The 18,661-nt window shown below is 55.9% G+C and carries 13 protein-coding genes; 12 read left to right on the plus strand and 1 reads right to left on the minus strand.

Going from position 1 to position 18,661, the window contains the following annotated elements; all coding sequences use genetic code 11:
- Positions 1-134: 134 nt before the first annotated feature.
- Positions 135-467 carry a hypothetical protein gene (locus tag QEN43_RS05435; protein WP_156912632.1) on the minus strand — a complete coding sequence of 111 codons (333 nt, stop codon included), beginning with the start codon at positions 465-467 and terminating at the stop codon, positions 135-137.
- A 14-nt stretch (positions 468-481) separates the two neighbouring features.
- On the opposite strand from QEN43_RS05435, the gene sbcB reads away from it, so the two are divergent.
- The 12 genes from sbcB to QEN43_RS05495 all read left to right on the plus strand — a co-directional run bounded on the left by sbcB (position 482) and on the right by QEN43_RS05495 (position 18,660).
- The gene (sbcB, locus tag QEN43_RS05440) at positions 482-1,921 is read left to right on the plus strand and encodes an exodeoxyribonuclease I (protein WP_026609028.1); all 1,440 of its coding nucleotides are present in this window, start codon (positions 482-484) and stop codon (positions 1,919-1,921) included.
- A gap of 57 nt (positions 1,922-1,978) precedes the next feature.
- Entirely contained in the window at positions 1,979-2,512 is a 534-nt protein-coding gene (locus QEN43_RS05445; RefSeq protein WP_026609029.1) for an SRPBCC family protein, read from the plus strand.
- Between the two features lies 1 nt (position 2,513).
- Positions 2,514-3,512, plus strand: coding sequence for a YncE family protein (locus QEN43_RS05450; RefSeq protein ID WP_026609030.1), 999 nt, complete (start codon positions 2,514-2,516; stop codon positions 3,510-3,512).
- Positions 3,513-4,057: 545 nt separating this feature from the next.
- The gene (locus tag QEN43_RS05455; protein WP_026609031.1) at positions 4,058-5,731 is read left to right on the plus strand and encodes a formate--tetrahydrofolate ligase; all 1,674 of its coding nucleotides are present in this window, start codon (positions 4,058-4,060) and stop codon (positions 5,729-5,731) included.
- Positions 5,732-6,130: 399 nt separating this feature from the next.
- The gene (wecB, locus tag QEN43_RS05460; RefSeq protein ID WP_235726508.1) at positions 6,131-7,270 is read left to right on the plus strand and encodes a non-hydrolyzing UDP-N-acetylglucosamine 2-epimerase; all 1,140 of its coding nucleotides are present in this window, start codon (positions 6,131-6,133) and stop codon (positions 7,268-7,270) included.
- Positions 7,271-7,469: 199 nt separating this feature from the next.
- Complete coding sequence (locus QEN43_RS05465; RefSeq protein WP_026609032.1) at positions 7,470-9,326, plus strand: family 10 glycosylhydrolase; 1,857 nt, start codon at positions 7,470-7,472, stop codon at positions 9,324-9,326.
- Between the two features lie 4 nt (positions 9,327-9,330).
- On the plus strand, positions 9,331-10,647 hold the full coding sequence (locus tag QEN43_RS05470; RefSeq protein WP_026609033.1) for an O-antigen ligase family protein: 1,317 nt from the start codon (positions 9,331-9,333) through the stop codon (positions 10,645-10,647).
- Positions 10,648-10,778: 131 nt separating this feature from the next.
- Positions 10,779-11,954, plus strand: a complete 1,176-nt coding sequence (locus tag QEN43_RS05475; protein WP_026609034.1) for a lipopolysaccharide biosynthesis protein — start codon at positions 10,779-10,781, stop codon at positions 11,952-11,954.
- 8 nt (positions 11,955-11,962) lie between these two features.
- Positions 11,963-13,165, plus strand: coding sequence for a glycosyltransferase family 4 protein (locus tag QEN43_RS05480; RefSeq protein ID WP_026609035.1), 1,203 nt, complete (start codon positions 11,963-11,965; stop codon positions 13,163-13,165).
- Between the two features lie 100 nt (positions 13,166-13,265).
- Positions 13,266-14,444, plus strand: a complete 1,179-nt coding sequence (locus QEN43_RS05485; RefSeq protein WP_084161598.1) for a glycosyltransferase family 4 protein — start codon at positions 13,266-13,268, stop codon at positions 14,442-14,444.
- A gap of 41 nt (positions 14,445-14,485) precedes the next feature.
- A complete protein-coding gene (locus QEN43_RS05490) occupies positions 14,486-16,732 on the plus strand; it encodes a bi-domain-containing oxidoreductase (RefSeq protein ID WP_317963792.1) in 2,247 nt (748 codons plus the stop codon).
- The gene (locus QEN43_RS05495; protein ID WP_026609037.1) at positions 16,729-18,660 is read left to right on the plus strand and encodes an alginate lyase family protein; all 1,932 of its coding nucleotides are present in this window, start codon (positions 16,729-16,731) and stop codon (positions 18,658-18,660) included. Before QEN43_RS05490 ends, QEN43_RS05495 begins: the two co-directional genes overlap by 4 nt.
- Position 18,661 lies beyond the last annotated feature (1 nt).

Here is an 18,661-nt window from a genome sequence, read left to right on the forward strand (position 1 = left end):
AGGGCGGGAGGCGTTCCATGACGCCCCCGCTTTTCTTTTTCCGAAAACGTAGTAAAGTCGACGAACATAGTTTGAGGTAAAGTTCTCCGACGCAATCGTCGGCGGGCTCTTGCCCCTAGATCATCTTTACCGAATTAGGCGAGGCGAACGATGACATTGTTTCTGATTACTTTTGCGGTGATGGCTGCCGTTGTTTTCTTTATGGCGATCGGCGTCATGTTCGGGCGGGGCTCCATCAAGGGCACCTGCGGAGGCGTGAACAACGGCGAATGCATCTGCGCGCAGAAATGCGAAAAACGGCGAAAGCTGGAAGCCATGGCGGAAAACTCTTGACCGATCGGCACCTCAATCCCCCCAATCTGGTAGCGATAAACTGCCGACCATCTTTTCTCGCAGATAGCGATGTGTCGGATGGCGATCAATACTTTGGCGATCGACGTTCTCCTGTCGGACGGATAGATCGCCAAGGACCATTCGGCACATGTCGTCTTGTTGTTCCCTCTATTGGTACGATTACGAAACCTTCGGGACCGATCCCCGGCGGGACCGACCGGCGCAATTCGCGGGAATTCGAACCGATCTGGAACTGAATCCGATCGGCGAACCTGTAACTCTTTTCTGCAAGCCGGCGCGTGACGTACTGCCCGTACCCGAAGCCTGCCTGATTACGGGCATAACGCCGCAAATGGCCGCCGAACGGGGTCTCAAGGAGGCGGAATTCATAACCAGGATTCACGAGCAGTTCTCAGTGCCGGGGACCTGCGTCGCTGGCTATAACAACATTCGCTTCGACGACGAAGTGACCCGGCACTGTCTTTACCGCAACTTGTTCGACCCTTACGAGCGAGAATGGCGCAACGGTAATTCCCGCTGGGATATCATCGATATGTTGCGCTTGACTCGAGCACTCCGGCCGGAGGGCATCGAATGGCCGGTTGACGGATCGGGCAAACCCAGTCTGCGATTGGAGGCGCTTACAGTCGCCAACGGCATTCAACACGAGAACGCGCACGATGCCTTGGCCGATGTTCGCGCTACCATTGCGGTAGCGCGCTTAGTGCGCGAGCGCCAGCCCAAACTTTTCAACTTCGTTTTTGCCAACCGGGGCAAGCGAGAGGCTTTCGAATTGCTGCGCTTCGGCGCTATGCAGCCGGTTCTGCATGTTTCGGAGAAATATGCTTCCGACCGATATTGTCTCGCGGTCGTGGTCGCGCTCGCGAGACATCCTCGAAATCCGAATGGGGTAGTCGTTTACGACCTTTCCGTCGATCCCACGCCGCTCATCGATTTGAATGCAGAAGATCTCCGGGAGCGGCTGTTTACCCCAGCCTCGAAACTCCCGCCCGGCGTCGAACGCATCGCGCTGAAAACGGTGCATCTGAACAAATGCCCGGTTATCGCGCCGCTAACGGCCCTGCGGTCTCAGGATACGGAGCGGCTGCAAATCGACCTAGACCGCTGCAACCGCCACCTCGACCGACTGAAACGGGAATGGACCTTGCCGAAAAAGATTCGAGAAGCCATGACCTACAATGGCCCGGAGACGGATACCGATGATCCCGATCTCATGTTGTACGACGGCTTCCTGGGAGATGCGGACCGCGCCGTCTTGAAATGGCTGCGTGGTCTCACCCCAGACGAATTGGCTCGGGCGCAGCCGAGCTTCGAGGATGCGCGTCTTCCGGAACTGCTTTTTCGTTACCGGGCCAGAAACTTTCCGGAGACCCTGACACCAGAAGAAACTGCACGCTGGGAAGCGTATCGTATCCGGCGGCTGACGGTCGAGGGATGTGGGGGGAGCATCGTGCTGAACGAGTATCTAGCGCGAATCGAAGCGCTGGAAGCGTCTCCAGACCTATCCGCCAAGGATCGGGAAATCCTCAAGAACCTCAGGGAGTACGCGCGGGAAATTATCTCCTAGCCGACGAGCGATTTGCCTTATACTTCTGGCTTTGTTCATTTGCACCAGGAGAAATTGATGAAAAAACTCTTGTCATTTGTCGCCGCTCTGCCGTTGCTGTGGGCCGGACTGGCAGACGCTCACGGTCCGACCCGTCAGAAAGTTACCGAAACCATCGAAATTAACGCCACGCCGGATGCGGTTTGGGCGCTGGTCGGCGACTGGGGGAATCTTCAGAATTGGTTGCCGGTGGTCGAAAGCACCTCGGCACAAGGCGGAACCGAGAAAGGGGCGACCCGTGAGCTGAAGTTGAAAAGCGGCGGCGTGATCAAGGAGGAACTGAAAAGCTATGATGCTGACAAGATGACCATGCAATACAAAATCACGGAAGTTGACCCGAAGGATCTGCCGGTGGCCAATTACTCATCCACCATCAAAGTCGAACCAAATCCCGCCGGAGGTTCGAAGGTGGAATGGAGCGGCGCGTTTTATCGGAGTTTCATGAACAATAATCCGCCGCCGGATCAAAATGACGAAGCCGCTGTCAACGCAGTTACGAAGATTTACAAGGAAGGGCTTGCGAATCTCAAAGCCGTTGCCGAGAAGAAATAAGATGGCGAGCCTTCTTGATTGGGTAAGTCGGGCGAAAGCGGTGACCTGTGTCACCGCTCTTCTATTTGTCTTTATAGGCGATGTTTTCGCCGAACCCTACGCCTATATCACTAACCAGAAGGACAACAGCGTATCGGTGATCGATACAGCTACCGGAACTGTCGTCAAAGCCGTCAAAGTCGGATCAGAACCCGCCGGTGTCGCCGTCAGCCGGAACGGCGCCAAGATTTGCGTCACCAACCCTGGCAGTAAGGACGTGACCGTTCTGGATGGCCGCACGCAAAATGTGATCGCCACCGTGTCATTGGGTGAAGGGCCTGTGGGTATCGCGGTCGATCCCACCGGGACGCGGGCTTATGTGGCCGATTGGTACGGACACTACCTTTCGGTACTAGACCTCGAAAGCTTGAAGGTTCTGAAGCAAGTTCCGGTAGGGCGTTCTCCTTCCGGTGTCGTGGTGAGTCCGGACGGGACAAAGATCTATGTCGCGAACCGGGACGACGATTCGGTTTCGTTGATCGACGCGGCTGATCTTGAAGTCAAGAAAACCGTCGCCGTCGGCAAGCATCCCTTCGGTATCACCCTGGATGCCAAGGCTGAGCGTCTTTATACCGCCAACGTCGAGAGCAACGATGTCTCCGTGGTCGATGCAGAGGCGATGACGTTGTTGAAGACCATCCGGGTCGGGGATAGGCCGTATGCGGTAGCGATAGGGGCTGGAGGAACCCGCCTGTTCGTGACCAATCAATACGACAACACGGTCTCGGTCATCGCTGTCGACCGCGGCGAAGTCACTGCCACTATCGAGGTCGGCGAGTATCCGGAAGGCATATCCGCCCACCCCGATGGCAAGCATGTCTATGTCGCGAATTGGTTCAGTAACTCCGTTTCCGTCATCGATGCCGAAACCTTGCAGCTGGAGGCCACGATTCCCACCGGTGACGGCAGTCGGGCGTTCGGCGAATTCGTGGCGCAGGCCGTGGAAACCAGCTCGAAGTAGTCATGCTGATCGCCTAGAGCGTGTTATGCACTTTGGAACGATGGGCGGGGCGGCCCGACGGGCGCGAGGATGGCAAAGACGACAAAGTGCAAGCATGCCAAGAGATTTCGCCAGCCGTGCATCGTCGTGGTTCGAGCGCTGGGACCAGGCACTACAGCCGAAGCTGTGCTCCACCACCCACGGTCGGGTAGCACAAATCCTCTTTTGACCTCTGGAGTTGGCCGAGTCCCGCCAAATGCTCTCGTTCAGGCCCGGTAAGAGGCCACGGACGTCCATTCGACGTCCAACAGGTCGCTGATAAGGTTGCTGTGTGCGTCCGGGCCTGCCGAAGCGAGCGGTACAGCCCAGCACATTGTCGACGCGCGACATCGCTCGCTCCGAAAGGATGGCGGGGTACTTCACCTCCTTGCTGCGTTGCTTCCTGCAACTTGTTAATATCAGCCAGCTTCGCGGGTTCGGTTACGGCGTTTCATGGCTGGTGCTCGATGCCCCGTTTGGTTTCCGATTTCTCCATTGACTACCGAGACAGATAGGAAGGTGCATTCATGTCCGACATCGAAATCGCTCAAAAAGCCAAGATGCGGCCGATCATCGATCTTGCCAGAGACCGGTTAGGCATCGCGCCCGAACATCTCGACCCGTATGGCCATTACAAAGCCAAGCTTTCCTTGGACTATATCGACAGCCTCAAAGATCGGCCTAACGGCAAGTTGATCTTGGTCACAGCTATCAGCCCGACACCCGCAGGGGAGGGTAAGACGACCACAACCGTCGGTTTGGGGGATGCGCTGAACCGGCTGGGTAAGAAAACCATGATCTGTCTCAGAGAGCCCGCTTTAGGGCCGTGTTTCGGCGTCAAAGGAGGCGCAGCCGGCGGCGGCTATGCTCAGGTTGTGCCCATGGAGGACATTAATCTCCATTTCACGGGCGATTTTCACGCCATCGGCGTCGCCCACAACCTGCTGTCAGCGATGATCGACAACCACATCCACCACGACAACCGGTTGAACCTCGATCCACGCCGGATTGCCTGGAAGCGTGTTATCGACATGAATGACCGCGCCTTGCGCGACATCGTAATCGGCCTCGGCGGGACGGCGAACGGCTTTGCCCGCGAGGATGGCTTCGACATCATCGCCGCATCGGAAGTGATGGCTATCCTGTGCTTGTCGAACTCGCTTAAAGAGCTGAAGGAGCGGCTCGGGAACATCCTGGTGGGGTACACCCGTTTCGACGACAAGCCGGTTTTCGCGCGCGATCTCAATGCCCACGGTGCTATGGCGGCGCTGTTGAAGGATGCCCTGCGGCCGAATTTGGTCCAGACTCTGGAAAACAACCCAGTTTTCGTCCACGGCGGACCCTTTGCCAATATCGCCCACGGCTGCAACTCGGTGGTCGCCACTAAGGCGGCTTTGAAACTGGCGGATTATGTTGTGACCGAAGCCGGCTTCGGTGCCGATCTGGGCGCGGAGAAATTCATCGACATCAAATGCCGCAAGGCTGGCCTAAAACCGGACGGCGTGGTGCTGGTCGCGACCGTGCGGGCGCTCAAGTCGCATGGCGGCGTGCCGGTGAAGGAACTGCAAAAAGAAAACCTGGAGGCTCTTGATGCTGGCTTCGTCAATCTGGCGCGGCATCTCGACAACGTGCAGCAGCGGTTCGGCCTGCCTTGTGTCGTCGCCATTAATCATTTCACCTCGGACACCGATGCGGAAATTGCGTTGCTCAAGCGCAAGGTTGAGGAAAAAGGATCCAAGGTTATCGTCTGCCGGCATTGGGCCGAGGGTGGGAAAGGCGCGGAAGAGTTGGCGCGGGAGGTTGTCCAAATGGTGGACTCCGGGCAGTCGAACTTCAAATTCCTTTACGAAGAACGTGCGCCGCTCTGGGACAAGATCAAAACCATCGCCACCCAGCTATACGGGGCGTCGGACATCACCGCGGACAGCAAGGTCCGTCAGCAGCTCGATCGGCTGAGCGAGGAATACAGCCACTTCCCGGTATGCATCGCCAAGACGCAGTACTCGTTCTCCAACGATCCGAATCTTAAAGGTGCGCCGTCCGGCCATGTACTCTCCATTCGCGAAGTGCGGCCTTCTCACGGCGCCGAGTTTGTTGTGGCGGTCTGCGGCAGCATGATGACTATGCCGGGACTGCCCAAGGTGCCTGCGGCAGAGGCGATCGACGTGGACGAGAATGGCCGCATCACAGGTTTGTTCTAGGGAAGCTGAGAGCACGTGGATTCTGTTCATGCCCGTCGACATGCCGCATGCCGGAAAAGGCTTTGCTCCTTCGACTTCGCTCAGGACAGGCCCTTCGACAAACTCAGGACAAGCTTATCCCGGCCTACCATTAGCGATAACTTCGGATTGTGTAAGAGATGGAATAAGTCTTGATGAAACCGGCCGAAGACGGGAGGCGGGGGCCTCTCGTCTCGCTTTCGTACGTGTATGTGCGTGGGTTAAGCGCTCATACGTATAAACTTCTTAGAACGTCCCCGCATAAACTCGTTACATCGCCCGGCGATTGGGGAGTTTCCGAAGCACGTGGCGTGAATCGGTTTTGATGCGAGCGGCCGTTCGATGCAGGGCTAACCTGAAAAACCGAGGAGGCACCACGCTTTGAAAACCATCGCCCAGTTTCACAAATTTTTGATCGTTGCTGGCGCGCGCCCGAATTTCATGAAAATCGCGCCCATCATCCGGGAACTTCAGCGAGGTTCGTATCCGCTCGAATACCAGCTCGTCCACACCGGTCAGCATTACGACAAGGAAATGAGCGACGTATTCTTCGAGGAACTGGAGATACCACCCCCGGATTATCATCTGGACGTGGGCAGCGGTTCGCATGCCGAGCAGACGGCGAAAGTGATGGTGCGTTTCGAAGAGATCTGCATGAAGGACCGGCCCGATTTGGTAATGGTCGTGGGCGACGTAAATTCCACGCTGGCTTGCTCGATCGTGGCGAAGAAGCTCGGGATCAAGGTCGCTCACGTCGAGGCGGGGCTACGGAGCCGCGACATGACGATGCCGGAAGAGGTGAACCGCATCGTGACCGACGCAATATCCGACTATTTCTTCGTAACCGAGAAAAGCGGCATAGATAACTTGTTGGCCGAGGGTAAGCCGAACGGCGCCATATTTTTCGTCGGCCACGTGATGATCGACAACCTATTCCACCAGGTGGAGAAGCTGCAACGCCTGCCGGAGAACAGTTTCGAGACCGCGGACTTCAAGCGGCGGCATCCGTCCTACGGCGTGGTTACGCTACATCGCCCGTCCAATGTGGACGATCCGAAAACTCTGGCCGGTATTATCGAAGCGCTGGCGGAGGTGAGTTCCGAGCTGCCGCTGATATTTCCCATCCATCCGCGGACTCAAGCGAACATCCGAAAATTCGGGCTCGAGATTCCCGAGTCCATTGTCACCACCAAGCCTCTGTCCTATATGGAATTTCTGAACCTTTTCAAGGATGCCCGACTGGTTCTGACCGACAGCGGCGGCATTCAGGAAGAGACGACGGCGCTCGGCATTCCTTGCATCACTCTGCGCGAAAACACGGAACGCCCGATTACGGTAGAAGAGGGTACGAATATTCTTGTCGGGTCGGACCCCGTGCGCATCGTCGCGGAAGCTAGGAAAGCGTTGAAGGGCTTGGCTGCGACGGGCAGGAAGCCGGAGCTATGGGACGGAAAGGCGTCGGCTAGGATTCTCGCGACCTTGGCGGATGTTCTGAATAGGGAAGGCACATATTCTTCCTAGGGGTGGGTTTGTTTTCGATAGAGCATCGGACCATCGATAGGAGGCGTTAACGCACAAGTAAACCCTGCGTGGGCCGAACGCGGGTGTCACATTCCGTGTTGCCGGGCGGCGATGCACTTAATGATTGAAGTGCCTACGCCAGTTGACGCAGATCGGCCCGAAATTACGTACGCCAGCAAGGGAAATACGGAGATTTTCTGTGGTACGTAAAGGTTTGAGACTTTTTTCGGCCAGGACGGCATTGTCGATATTCGGCCTTCTCGGCGCTCTCCTTGCGGCTTTTTGTATATCCGCGAAACCGAAGGATGAGGCGCTAGTTTCCTTCGAGGGGTTTTCGGAGACGAGATCCCCTGTCCTCAAGCCCGTTTCCGGCGCGGCGATTGAGCATATCGACGAAGTCGGTTCCGTACTTCGTATCCCGAAGCGGGGGCGCGCCGAGTTAGCCTTGCCCCAATCGTTCTCGTTGCGCAGCGGAACCATTTCTTTTTGGCTGAAACCATCCTGGCAAGACTCAACCGCCTCCCACACCTTGGCCTCCATGGAGTGGGACAAGGGTAGCTATTTGGTCATTTCACAAGGGTGGTGGGAACCAAAGGGCGCCAACCGCTTCTATTTTGTGGTCAGCAACAGGGACAGTTTCCATTGTTCGGCCCCATACCGATTGCAGACGAACACGTGGACCTTGATCACCGCTGTTTGGAAAACCGGAAAGGACGGATTCTGCCGTCTCTATGCCGACGATGAATTAGTAGCGAAGTCGGCGTTTTCCGGTAATCCCGACCGGTTGCCGAAGTCGCCGCTCGTGTTTGGCAGCGATGCCCCGACCCGCCAAGCCGACGGCCGTGAAATGGAAGGTTCGATAAAGGGAATCGTCATTTCTCAATCCGCGCTCACTCACGAACAGATTCACGCCCGATATATCGATGCGATAAGGGAGAAACCCGTGCTTGCAGCCGGAAAATCATACTGGACGGGGAGTGACGATCTTGCATCCCGAAAAGAAAAACATCGTTCCAGTATGGAAACGGGCAGGGAAAATCGAATTATTTTCGATGAAGATATCGGTTGGGCCTTGTCCAGAGACAATACCGATACTGTGCTTCGGCGTATTAAGGATGCCGGGTTCAACGTATACGTGCCTTGCGTATGGCATGGTCGAGGCGCCTATTTTCCTTCGACCAACGCCCACGTCGATACACGGGTGAAGCAGCGGATCGATAAAGGCGATGATCCCTTGCGATATCTGATTACTAAAGCACATTCCATGGGAATCGAAGTCCACCCGTGGTTTACGGTGGCGAAACGAGAGGACGGACGTTATCCGAAGTTCTTCGACGAAGGCACTCCGGAAGGTGCCTATAACGTGCATATTCCGGAGTTTAGAACGTTTATCGTCGATGTGATAACCGACATGGCCAAACGATACACGGTCGATGGCGTCAATCTGGATTATATCCGAACCTTGGGGGTATGTGTTTCCAAGTTTTGTCAGCAGGATTACCAAGAAAAACATCGAAAATCTCTCTTATCGGATACCGGCAAGCAATCCATCGATCCGGATGCGTATGATCGAATACAACGTTGGCAGGATGAGGCAGTATCGGATATCGTCCAGCGTGTATCCGATGGCGTTAGAAGAGCACGTCCTCATACCATCGTCAGTGTAGATGCATACGATGACCCGGACGCTAAGCGACGTCCTCTGGAGGGAAGAAATCCATTTCTTTGGGCAAACCGAGGGTGGGTCGACGTCATATTTCAAATGAATTACACAAAACGCCTGAATGTAGAAAAAACGGAGAAACTGCGACAAAGACTAGACAACAAAAACAAACTCTTCATTCTGTTCGCAAACTATCAAGCCATGGGCCGGAAACAAGTTCCGAAACCTTATGACATCATGGAAGATTACATTCAGGTGATCAGAACGAGATGGCCCGAAACCGGTATCGCGGTTTACCTTTATAAGCATTTGACGGATCAGCAAATACGAAGCCTCCGTCAAGGCGCATTCCGCCGCCAGGCGGTACCGACATGGAAGGCGCAAAGAGGATAAAGGGATGCTTTTTTATGTCGCGGGATTCCTTACAGGTTCGGTTGTTCTATTCTTATTAGCTTTCCCGCCGATCGGTGTTCTGTTGGCACTGATGGCTCGCCCTGTTGTCGATGCGACTTGGAATCATCCGATCGTCGGCAACCTGAGATGGACCGAAGTCATCAGTGTCGTCGTACCTGTTGAAATTCTCCTTTTCATGGCATTAGGCGCTAAATTACGTCAATCCGTTAAAAGATTGCCTCTGTTGAATATCTGGTGTCTGAATCTTTCGGCTACGTTCATTTCATTTTGCCTCATTACGATCGCGCAGGGACCGACAGCCGCCTTTTCTGTGTTCTTCAGACAAATCAATGGGTTCGTCGGATACTATATGGGGCAGGCTTTTTTTCTGGAGGATAAGGGCTTACGTAAATTCCTATTGGCGTTGGTTATGGCAGGCCTGTTTCCATTGGCGATCGGGCTATATCAATTGGTGACCGGAACGCAATGGATTCAAGCCGAAGCAGAAGGATTAACGCGGTATGTCGGGCTTTATCACGACGCTTTTACCATACGCTACTACATGGAGCAATTAATCTTAGCCACCATTTTATATTCGGCCATTTTCGGAAATCGGCGGGTGGTTCTGAATTTTGCCCTTGCGGTACTCGGCATCTGCGCGGTTATCGTGATGTTCAAAGCCTATAGTAAATCGGGAATGCTCACTTTGGCTGCCTGGGTTGCCGTTTGGGCGATTCTTGGAAGGAAATTCCTATTCTTAGGATTTGTTACGATAGGATTGCTGGCGATCGGTATTTATTATCTGCCCGAGATTTCGCGCCAATTGCAACAATTGTTTCATAAGGAAATCGGGGCCATCGAAGGGAATATCGAATTGGAGCGTACGCTGGCAGGCCGTTGGTACGGATGGAAGGAAGTATGGACGTCTTGGAACGAGATCGGAGTATTCGGAAAAACATTCGGGAGTGGCTTGGTAGCCACGGGAGTCCACAACGATTATTTGATGCTTCTGTTGCACGGCGGCCTATTCGCAGTGATGAGTTATTTGGCGTTGCTTTTTACCGTCGGGTACAAACTTATGGGATATGCGCGTAAAAACAGAACGCCGCTGGCCCTTGGAGGGGTGATGGCTTTTTGTATGTGGATGATCGATTCCATTGGTCTTGTCCCTAGCGCGTATCCGGGATATCAATGGTTTGTTTGGGGCATCATTGGGATTTGCTTGAGACGAGCTCAGGAAGAGAGCGTGAGACAAAAGGAGGGTATAGCGAAAGAAGCGGTTCGGGAGCAGCCTTTGGTCGATCTGAAAGGAGCGACCTGAAGCAGGCGATCGAGGGACCGATCATGAAGGAAAAGGCTAGGGCATATTTGAGGGCGATATTTAGGGGGCCGTTAATCACCGTAAGCTGCCAGGGAATCTCCTCTTTATCGAATTTTCTGACAGGCGTTTTTGTGGCGAAGAGCGTTGCCGCCGCCGATTATGGCGTGTATTCGCTTTTTTATGCCGGGCTGATGGTGCTTGCGGGACTTCAGAACTCCGTGATTCTGGAGCCGCTCAGAATATACGGCGTCAAAACCGATAGAAAGGAGACAAGCGCTTATTTTTACAGCCAGTTTCTTCTGCAGTTGATCTTCGGTCTTGTGATGGCCGGCGCCGCAATGGGCGTACTTTCTGTGATGGCGGTGGCCAGCAAGACTTTGGGCGCATTTGCTTTGTGCCTTTTCTTTTTGCAATTGTCCGATTATTTTCGCGTTGTTGCCTTGACGGAATTAGCACTGCGAAGGCTGCTCGTCATCGAGACGACAGGACATGCCGTGCGAATCGTCGGCCTGATACGACTGAGCTTCGACGCATCGCTTACCGTGGAATCAGCCTTGTATTGCATGGCGCTAGGCGGCGCTGCAAGCAGTCTCTTGGCAATCGTCCTCGGCGGTCATCGCAGATCCGGGAGCGGAATAAAAAACATATTAGCGACTGGTGTCCAAAACTGGCGATTCGGGCGGTGGTTCGTGCTCGAAACGCTTGCCTATTCGTCATCGACCTACCTGTATTTCTTCCTCGTCGCGGCGATTATCGATCGAGAATCGGTAGGCGCGTTCAACGCATCGCAAACGTTGGTCAATGCTCTGAATGTCATCCTAATGGGAGGGATCGGGTTTGTGATTCCCATCGCTAGACGCAAATTGGCGGTCGAAGGTTACGAAGCGTGGCGAAAATGGCTATGGCAGAGCGGCTTGACTATTGTGGGCATCGTCTCCGTGATTGCAGTATCTCTTTCCTTGTTTGCGGAACCGGCCTTGGAAACTCTTTTCAAGCCATTTTTCGCCGAGTATGGATATTTGGTTTGGATACTGTCGTTCGGATATGTGCTTCGATCGATCAATAGCGTGCTTCGAGTGGCGTTTCAAACTGCCGAAAAGCCTCAAATCGGATTTTTGTCGAGATTGCTGTCGACGATTGTTACGATCGCAATATCGTATCCGCTGTTGCAGTATTACGGCGTAGCCGGCGCAGCAGTTGGAATAGTGGTGACACAGCTCATTTGGGTTACGGTCTATCTCGTATTCATTTGGCGGGGAGAACTCGGATTCAACAAATTGGGTATGGAGATATGCCAGTCGGGATAAGGCATGACATGGAAAACAGGGGTTCCGTAAATCGTTGGAAAGAAACGACGTCCCTGATCGTGATTGTCACGAATCTTCCAGCCCCTTATCGAATTCCGTTGTTCAACGTCTTGAATGGGGCATTGAGTCGTATCGGATTGTCGTTGCACGTCATTTTCGGCGCAAAATCCGAAGCTAGGCGGCAATGGCATGTCCCGCTGGAAGAGTGCGAGTTTTCCTACACGATTTTGGAGCCACGGGGCGTCAAAGTACCGGGAGCCGAAAGTGTCTCTTTCTTTTACCCAGGATTGGTCAGGACCCTTTATCAGAAACGACCAGTCGCAGTAATCACGGATGGGTTTTCCGTCGCGACGACAAAGCTTTGGTTATTCAAGACCCTATTGCAAACGAAACATTTGATCTGGTCCGGAATTACTGGAATGGAACCGAATGCGAGTCATTTAGCGAGAAGAATCCAGAGGCGGATTTTGACCCGTTCCGCCGATGGCTTTGTGGCTTATGGCAGTAGGGCAAAACGTTTTTTTTTGAAACTGGGAGCGCCCGAAAGCCGGATTTCGATCGCGACGAACACCGTCGATACCCGGTTTTTCGAGATCGAATCGGAACGTTGGAAAAAGAAGATAGGATCTTCGGATGAAAAAGTCTTGTTGTGCGTGTCGAATGTGACGCGCGGAAAAAACATCTCAGGCTTACTGGAGGTAACCCGGCACTTGGCCAACCTGAGACAGGATTTCGTGTTGAAGATCATTGGCGATGGGCCTGAGATGAAACGCTGCCGTCAACTCGTTTCAAGCTTGGGTTTGGAAAGATTCGTTTCCTTCGAAGGTTTTAAACAGAGGGCCGAACTGCCCAAAAATCTGGCCGAAAGTCGATGTCTCGTCTTCCCGACCCACCATGATGTGTGGGGTTTGGTAGTCGTCGAGGCCATGGCGGCCGGTGTTCCCTGCTTTGTGTCGCTCAACGCGGGCGTTGCTGACGATTTGATAAGGCATGGCGAAAATGGCTTCGTGGTGGATTTTTCGGATGCCGAGCGGGTGGCGCGACAAGTCAGTGAATTCCTAGATAACCCCGCCTTGGGGGCGGATATGGCGATCAGAGCGAGGGAGTGCGTGCGGAAGAACGCAAATCTCGATATTTGTGCACAAGGATTCGTTCGGGCTCTGAACCTGGCGGGTGCCGTCAAATACCCACTCATGTCGGGAAATATCTGATTTGGATTTACGACGTAGAGGCGACCGAATTCACCATTACACGTAAAGGAACGTACTCTAGGGATCGTCTCGACCCGCTCCAAGGAATAGGGAGCCACGGATGGAGAATAGGAAAAAAGTCCTAGTAATTGGTCCGTTGCCGCCACCGTTTGCGGGGCCGGAGATGGTCACTCGCGCCATCGTTGAATCGGACGAGCTTAGGCGACGCTTCGAGATCGCGTACCTCAACACGACCGTACGCGCCTCGAACCAGGAGAAGGGGCAACTGGACGTAAGGATGGTGTTCGCGTATGCGTCGTATCTGGTTCGGTTGGGTCGGCGCCTAACCCTGCAAAAGCCCGATTGCATCCTGTATCTGCCGACCTCGGCCACTTTGAAAGGTTGGGTTCGCGATGGCTCAACGCTGCTGCTTGCTTCGCTGCGCGGCTGTAAGACCGTGATCTTGTTTCAGGGCGGGCATTTCCGCTTTTTCTACGAGCGTCTTCCCAAACCGGTGCGAACGATAATCCGGCGACTACTGCAGGGCTGCGATAGGGTGTTAGTGCAAGGCGCGGGTTTGCGGAAGCAGTTCGACGGGATCGTTTCTGCCGAACGAATCGGGGTTCAGCACAACCTGGTTCCGTGGGCGTTCTACCGCCACTTCGAGAATTGTCGGTTCGATAAAGGAACCGATCCTTTGAACGTCTTGTTCGTGGGCCATCTATCGACCGCGAAAGGCTATTGCGACCTGATCCGGGTGATTCCGGATATCGTCCGCAAAACGAACGCTCGGTTTCGGTTCATGGGTACTCGGAAAACAGCGGAACGCAACGTGTTTTTCGATCAAGTGACGGGCAGACGCATTGAACACCTGGACCCGGATGCCCTATACCGAACCTACATCGCCGAAAGAGGATTGGACACGGTGGTCGAATACTTGGGGGACCGCGTTTTCGGCACGCGGAAACTCGAGGTCTTTGCAGAGGCGGACGTGTTCGTGCTTCCCAGCTATTCAGAAGGATTTTCCACCGCGATACTGGAAGCGATGGCGGCGGGCCTTCCCATGGTCGTCACGCGGGTGGGCGTTGTGCCGGAAATCCTGCGGGATGGCGAGCACGCTTTCCTGATCGATCCCGGTGATCTCGACGGCCTTCGCGATCGCCTGCTTCGGCTACTCCGGGACGCCGATTTGCGGAGGCGCATGGGCGAGCGAAACAGAAGTCTTTGCGGAAAAGAATTTGTCGAAGGGATCGTCATCGATCGGCTCGGGTCTCATTTGAGTAAGGTGCTGTCGGAATAATCGCGGCAAGCGCCGCCGATTCCAAGGCGAGCGGAAAGGGAATGAAGCAACTGACGCAAAAACTCAAGGACGGGGTCGTGAGCGTCATCGAGGTGCCGCCGCCGCGCCTAACGCCGGGCATGGTACTGGTCCGCAACCATTTCTCGCTGATCAGCGCCGGTACCGAAGGCAGCACGGTGAGCGCCGCACGCAAAAGCCTCATAGGGAAGGCCAGGGAACGGCCCCAGCAAGTGCGGCAAGTTCTCGAAATCTTCAAACAGCAGGGGCCGACGCAGACCTACCGGGCGGTGATGAAGAAGCTCGATACCTATTCACCCCTGGGCTACAGCAGCGCCGGAGAGGTCATAGAAGTGGGCTCGAACGTCCGCGGGTTCTCCGCGGGCGACCTCGTCGCCTGCGCCGGCGCCGGCTACGCCAATCATGCTGAGATCGTATCGGTTCCCGCCCATCTATGCGTGAAGCTGCCGGCGGGGGCTGATCTGAGTCTTGCTGCCTATAACACGCTCGGAGCGATCGCGCTTCAGGGCATACGTCAGGCCGATCTTCGCCTCGGCGAAACCTGCGTCGTCATCGGATTGGGCCTTTTGGGCCAACTCACCGGGCTCATGCTAAAGGCGTCCGGAATCAAAGTGATAGGCCTGGATATCAACCCCCGGGTCGTGGACATCGCGGCTGGGCATTGCGCGGACCTGGCATTCGACAGCGAGGCGCCGGGGCTTTCGGAAATCGTTGCCGAGCTCACGGATGGCATCGGTGCCGATGCCGTCATCATCACCGCAGCGACGCACAGTCTTCAGCCGATCAATCTTGCGGGACAATTGCTGAGACCGCGCGGTACTGTGGTAGTCGTCGGGGCAGTGCCGACCGGATTCGATCGGGAACCGCACTTCTACCGAAAGGAACTCTCACTCAAGATGTCCTGCTCCTATGGTCCCGGACGTTACGATCCGAATTACGAGGAGAAAGGGCTGGATTACCCAGTGGGCTACGTGAGATGGACCGAAAACCGCAACATGCGGGCTTTTCAATCGCTCGTCCATTCCGGTCGTATCGATCTGTCCTATCTGACCACCCATCGCTTTAAATTGGACGAAGCGCCAGCCGCTTACGATCTGATCCTGAACCGAAACGAAGAGTTTCTCGGCATTCTGCTGGAATACGACGCGGCCGGCGCCCACCCAGAACGGCGCATCGACATGGCGCCACCCAAGCCTCGAAGGGACGAGCCGGCGGGCAGGGGTATTTCCTTCATTGGCGCGGGGAGTTATGCGATGAGTCATCTCCTGCCGAACGTCGCGGCTTGCGACGGCGTGTCACTGGCGGGTGTGGTGACGTCTACCGGAACCAGTTCTCGGACCGTGGCGGAAAAGTTCGGTTTTCGTTTCTGCTCGGCGGACGAAAGGGATGTTCTGGAGGATGAAGCGACGGATACGGTGTTCATCGCCACCCGCCACGATAGCCATGCCGAGTTCGTGCTTAAGGCGCTGGAAAAAGGCAAGCACGTGTTCGTCGAAAAGCCGCTCTGCTTGACGCCGGACGAGCGTGATGCGATTCGGGAGGTCTACGAACGGGCGCAGCTGCAGCCGTCGGCGCCTTTGCTCATGGTGGGATTCAACCGGCGTTACGCGCCGCTCGCGGTTAGGTTGAAAGAGGCGCTGGGGGCAGGGCCTATGTGTCTGATGTACCGGGTCAACGCCGGACCGATTCCACCCGATAGTTGGATCCAGGATGTCGAATTGGGCGGCGGACGGATCGTCGGGGAGATCTGCCATTTCGTGGACCTGATGATCTATCTGACCGAATCCTCGCCGGAAAGCGTTTATGCGGCTGCGATGGCGGACCCCGAGAGGACCGAGGATACGCTCGCCATCACGTTGTCTTTCGTGGACGGCTCGGTAGGCACGATTCTCTATTGCGCCAACGGAGCCAAGAGCCTCGCCAAGGAATATCTGGAGGTTTATCGCGCCGGGATTACCGGAATCCTGCGCGACTTCAGGGAGCTGGAAATCCATGGCTGCGGTAGGCCGAAACGCGAACGGCTGTTCAATCAGGACAAGGGTCAGAAAGAGATGGTCCGGCAGTTCGTCTCCGCGACCCAGGGCCGGGGCGGCCGGGTGATCCCGTTCGCGGACATTCTGGCGAGTACCGATACGACCTTTGCCGTGAAGGAGTCGCTTAGGACACGGAGCGCGGTGCAGATCGATGGTCTTCGCGTTTTTGCTCCAGAGCGTGAGTCCCGGTTTCCCGATTCGCTCCTACCCGCGGAAAGGAGGTCCGACTCCGCATGAGCGTTACGGCTTACGACAAGGTCCGTTGGTACGTCAAACGCTTGAGCGTCATGAGCGGAGCGGAGCTCGGCCATCGTCTGAAAGAATGGCGCCGGGTCCGAAACATGGCCCGAGCATACCGGCGGGGCATTTCTCACTCGCTTCCGCTGCAACCGGCGGAGGTCGGTTTTTGTCGTTCACCGACGCGTCTGTTGCCGGATCTTGATTGGGTGTTCGATCCGGACGAAACCGCCAAGGAAGCGCTGCTCGCCGGCCACTGGCCTGCGCTCGGTTTCGCTTGGTGCTGGAACGGCGATGCCGCTTGGCATCGCGCGCCGGACACCGGAAAGATGTGGCCCAAAATTTTTTTTGGCAACATCGCCTATCGGCAAGGGAATCCCTACGGCGATGCCCGCGTGGTTTGGGAGCCCGCTCGCTTGCAGCAGCTCGTGAGCCTCGCGTTGCTGGCGCTACGGGATGAAGCCCGTGCCGAAAGGGCGCTGGTTTTGCTGGAGACGATGCTGGATTCCTGGGTGCGGGCCAATCCACCCTTGACGGGAATCCACTATGTCTCGGCTATGGAATGCGCGCTGCGCCTGATCGCCGTGTGTCATGCGTTGGATCTGGTGAGACATCGCTTGCGCGCTCCGGAATCGACCTGGCGAGACCTTCTGAAACTCGTTTTCTCCCACGCTTTCCTGATCGCCCAAAGGCCGTCGCTCCACTCCTCAGCCGGGAATCACACCGTCGCGGAAGCCGTGGGGTTGGTGTACGCCGGAATCTTGTTCCCGGAACATGCCGATGCAGCCCGATGGCTGGCGCAGGGACTCGGAATCCTGCAAGAGGAGGCGGAGCGGCAAGTGCTGCCGGACGGGGGCGGAATCGAGCAGTCCTTCTGGTACCAGCTTTTTGTCGTCGATTTGCTCGGTCTGGCGCAAGCACTGCTCGAACACCATCGGCGTTCGGTGCCACGCGTTCTGTCCGATGCCGTGCGCCGAGGCCGCCGTTTCCTGAGCGCTATGGCGGACGGTCCCGAGAGTTTGCCCCGCGTGGGGGACAGCGACGACGGCTACGCTCTATCTCCTCATCTACGCATCAGCTGGAATGGGCCAGCGCCCGCGGAAAACCCGGCAGTTTTTCCGGATGCGGGATATACGCTCGTCAGGACACACGGCCGAAAGCCGGTCCGGCTGGTCTTCGACCATGGCCCGCTCGGCATGCCGCCGGCCTGCGGGCACGGCCATGCCGATGCCTTGTCGCTGCATGTGACGGTCTGCGGGCGCGAGCTTCTGATCGATCCTAACACGTATACCTACACCGGCGATCCCGCCTGGCGGCACTGGTTTCGGAGCACGGCCGCCCACAACACAGTGCGCGTCGACGGCCGGGATCAGGCTCGGCAGGAAACGGCCTTCCAATGGTCGCATGCCCCCAAAGCCTCGCTGGTCACCTTTCGTCGCGACGACAGCGGGAGAATTTTCTTGTTGGCGCGGCATGATGGTTACCGCAGCAGAGACGTTATCCATTGGCGCGCGGTGGCTTTCGACGGGTCGGACCATCTGTTGGTCCTGGATTATCTTGCGGGGCAGGGACATCACCTCGCCGAATTGTTCTGGCATCTCGGTGTGGATGCCGAGCCCGTCGAAGCGGGATTCGTCCTGCGCGATGGCGATATGGTCGGTAGTCTGGAGGTTGCAGGAGGAGCCGTAACTCTGCACTACGGAGAAACGGCGCCTATGCTCGGCTGGCGTTCTCCGCGCTACGGCGTCCGGGTACCGGCGAACGCCATCCGGGTCCGTTATGCCGACCGGTTTCCCCACCAATTTCGGACGGCGTTCTCGTTCAGCAGTGCCGAACGCGAAGCCATCACCGCTTTGGAAGCGTTTCTGGATCGCGAGTTGGCTTGTTATCCCATTTTTCGAACAAACAGGAAATATCTTCGATGGTAGG

This window comes from Methylocaldum szegediense, from assembly GCF_949769195.1.
Taxonomy (GTDB): Bacteria; Pseudomonadota; Gammaproteobacteria; order Methylococcales; family Methylococcaceae; genus Methylocaldum; species Methylocaldum szegediense.

What these genes read in the sequence shown, in the direction of transcription:
- sbcB (WP_026609028.1), top strand. Translation starts at nt 482, where the DNA reads ATGTCGTCTTGTTGTTCCCTCTATTGGTACGATTACGAAACCTTCGGG.
- QEN43_RS05445 (WP_026609029.1), top strand. Translation starts at nt 1,979, where the DNA reads ATGAAAAAACTCTTGTCATTTGTCGCCGCTCTGCCGTTGCTGTGGGCC.
- QEN43_RS05450 (WP_026609030.1), top strand. Translation starts at nt 2,514, where the DNA reads ATGGCGAGCCTTCTTGATTGGGTAAGTCGGGCGAAAGCGGTGACCTGT.
- QEN43_RS05455 (WP_026609031.1), top strand. Translation starts at nt 4,058, where the DNA reads ATGTCCGACATCGAAATCGCTCAAAAAGCCAAGATGCGGCCGATCATC.
- QEN43_RS05470 (WP_026609033.1), top strand. Translation starts at nt 9,331, where the DNA reads ATGCTTTTTTATGTCGCGGGATTCCTTACAGGTTCGGTTGTTCTATTC.
- QEN43_RS05480 (WP_026609035.1), top strand. Translation starts at nt 11,963, where the DNA reads ATGGAAAACAGGGGTTCCGTAAATCGTTGGAAAGAAACGACGTCCCTG.
- QEN43_RS05485 (WP_084161598.1), top strand. Translation starts at nt 13,266, where the DNA reads ATGGAGAATAGGAAAAAAGTCCTAGTAATTGGTCCGTTGCCGCCACCG.
- QEN43_RS05490 (WP_317963792.1), top strand. Translation starts at nt 14,486, where the DNA reads ATGAAGCAACTGACGCAAAAACTCAAGGACGGGGTCGTGAGCGTCATC.
- QEN43_RS05495 (WP_026609037.1), top strand. Translation starts at nt 16,729, where the DNA reads ATGAGCGTTACGGCTTACGACAAGGTCCGTTGGTACGTCAAACGCTTG.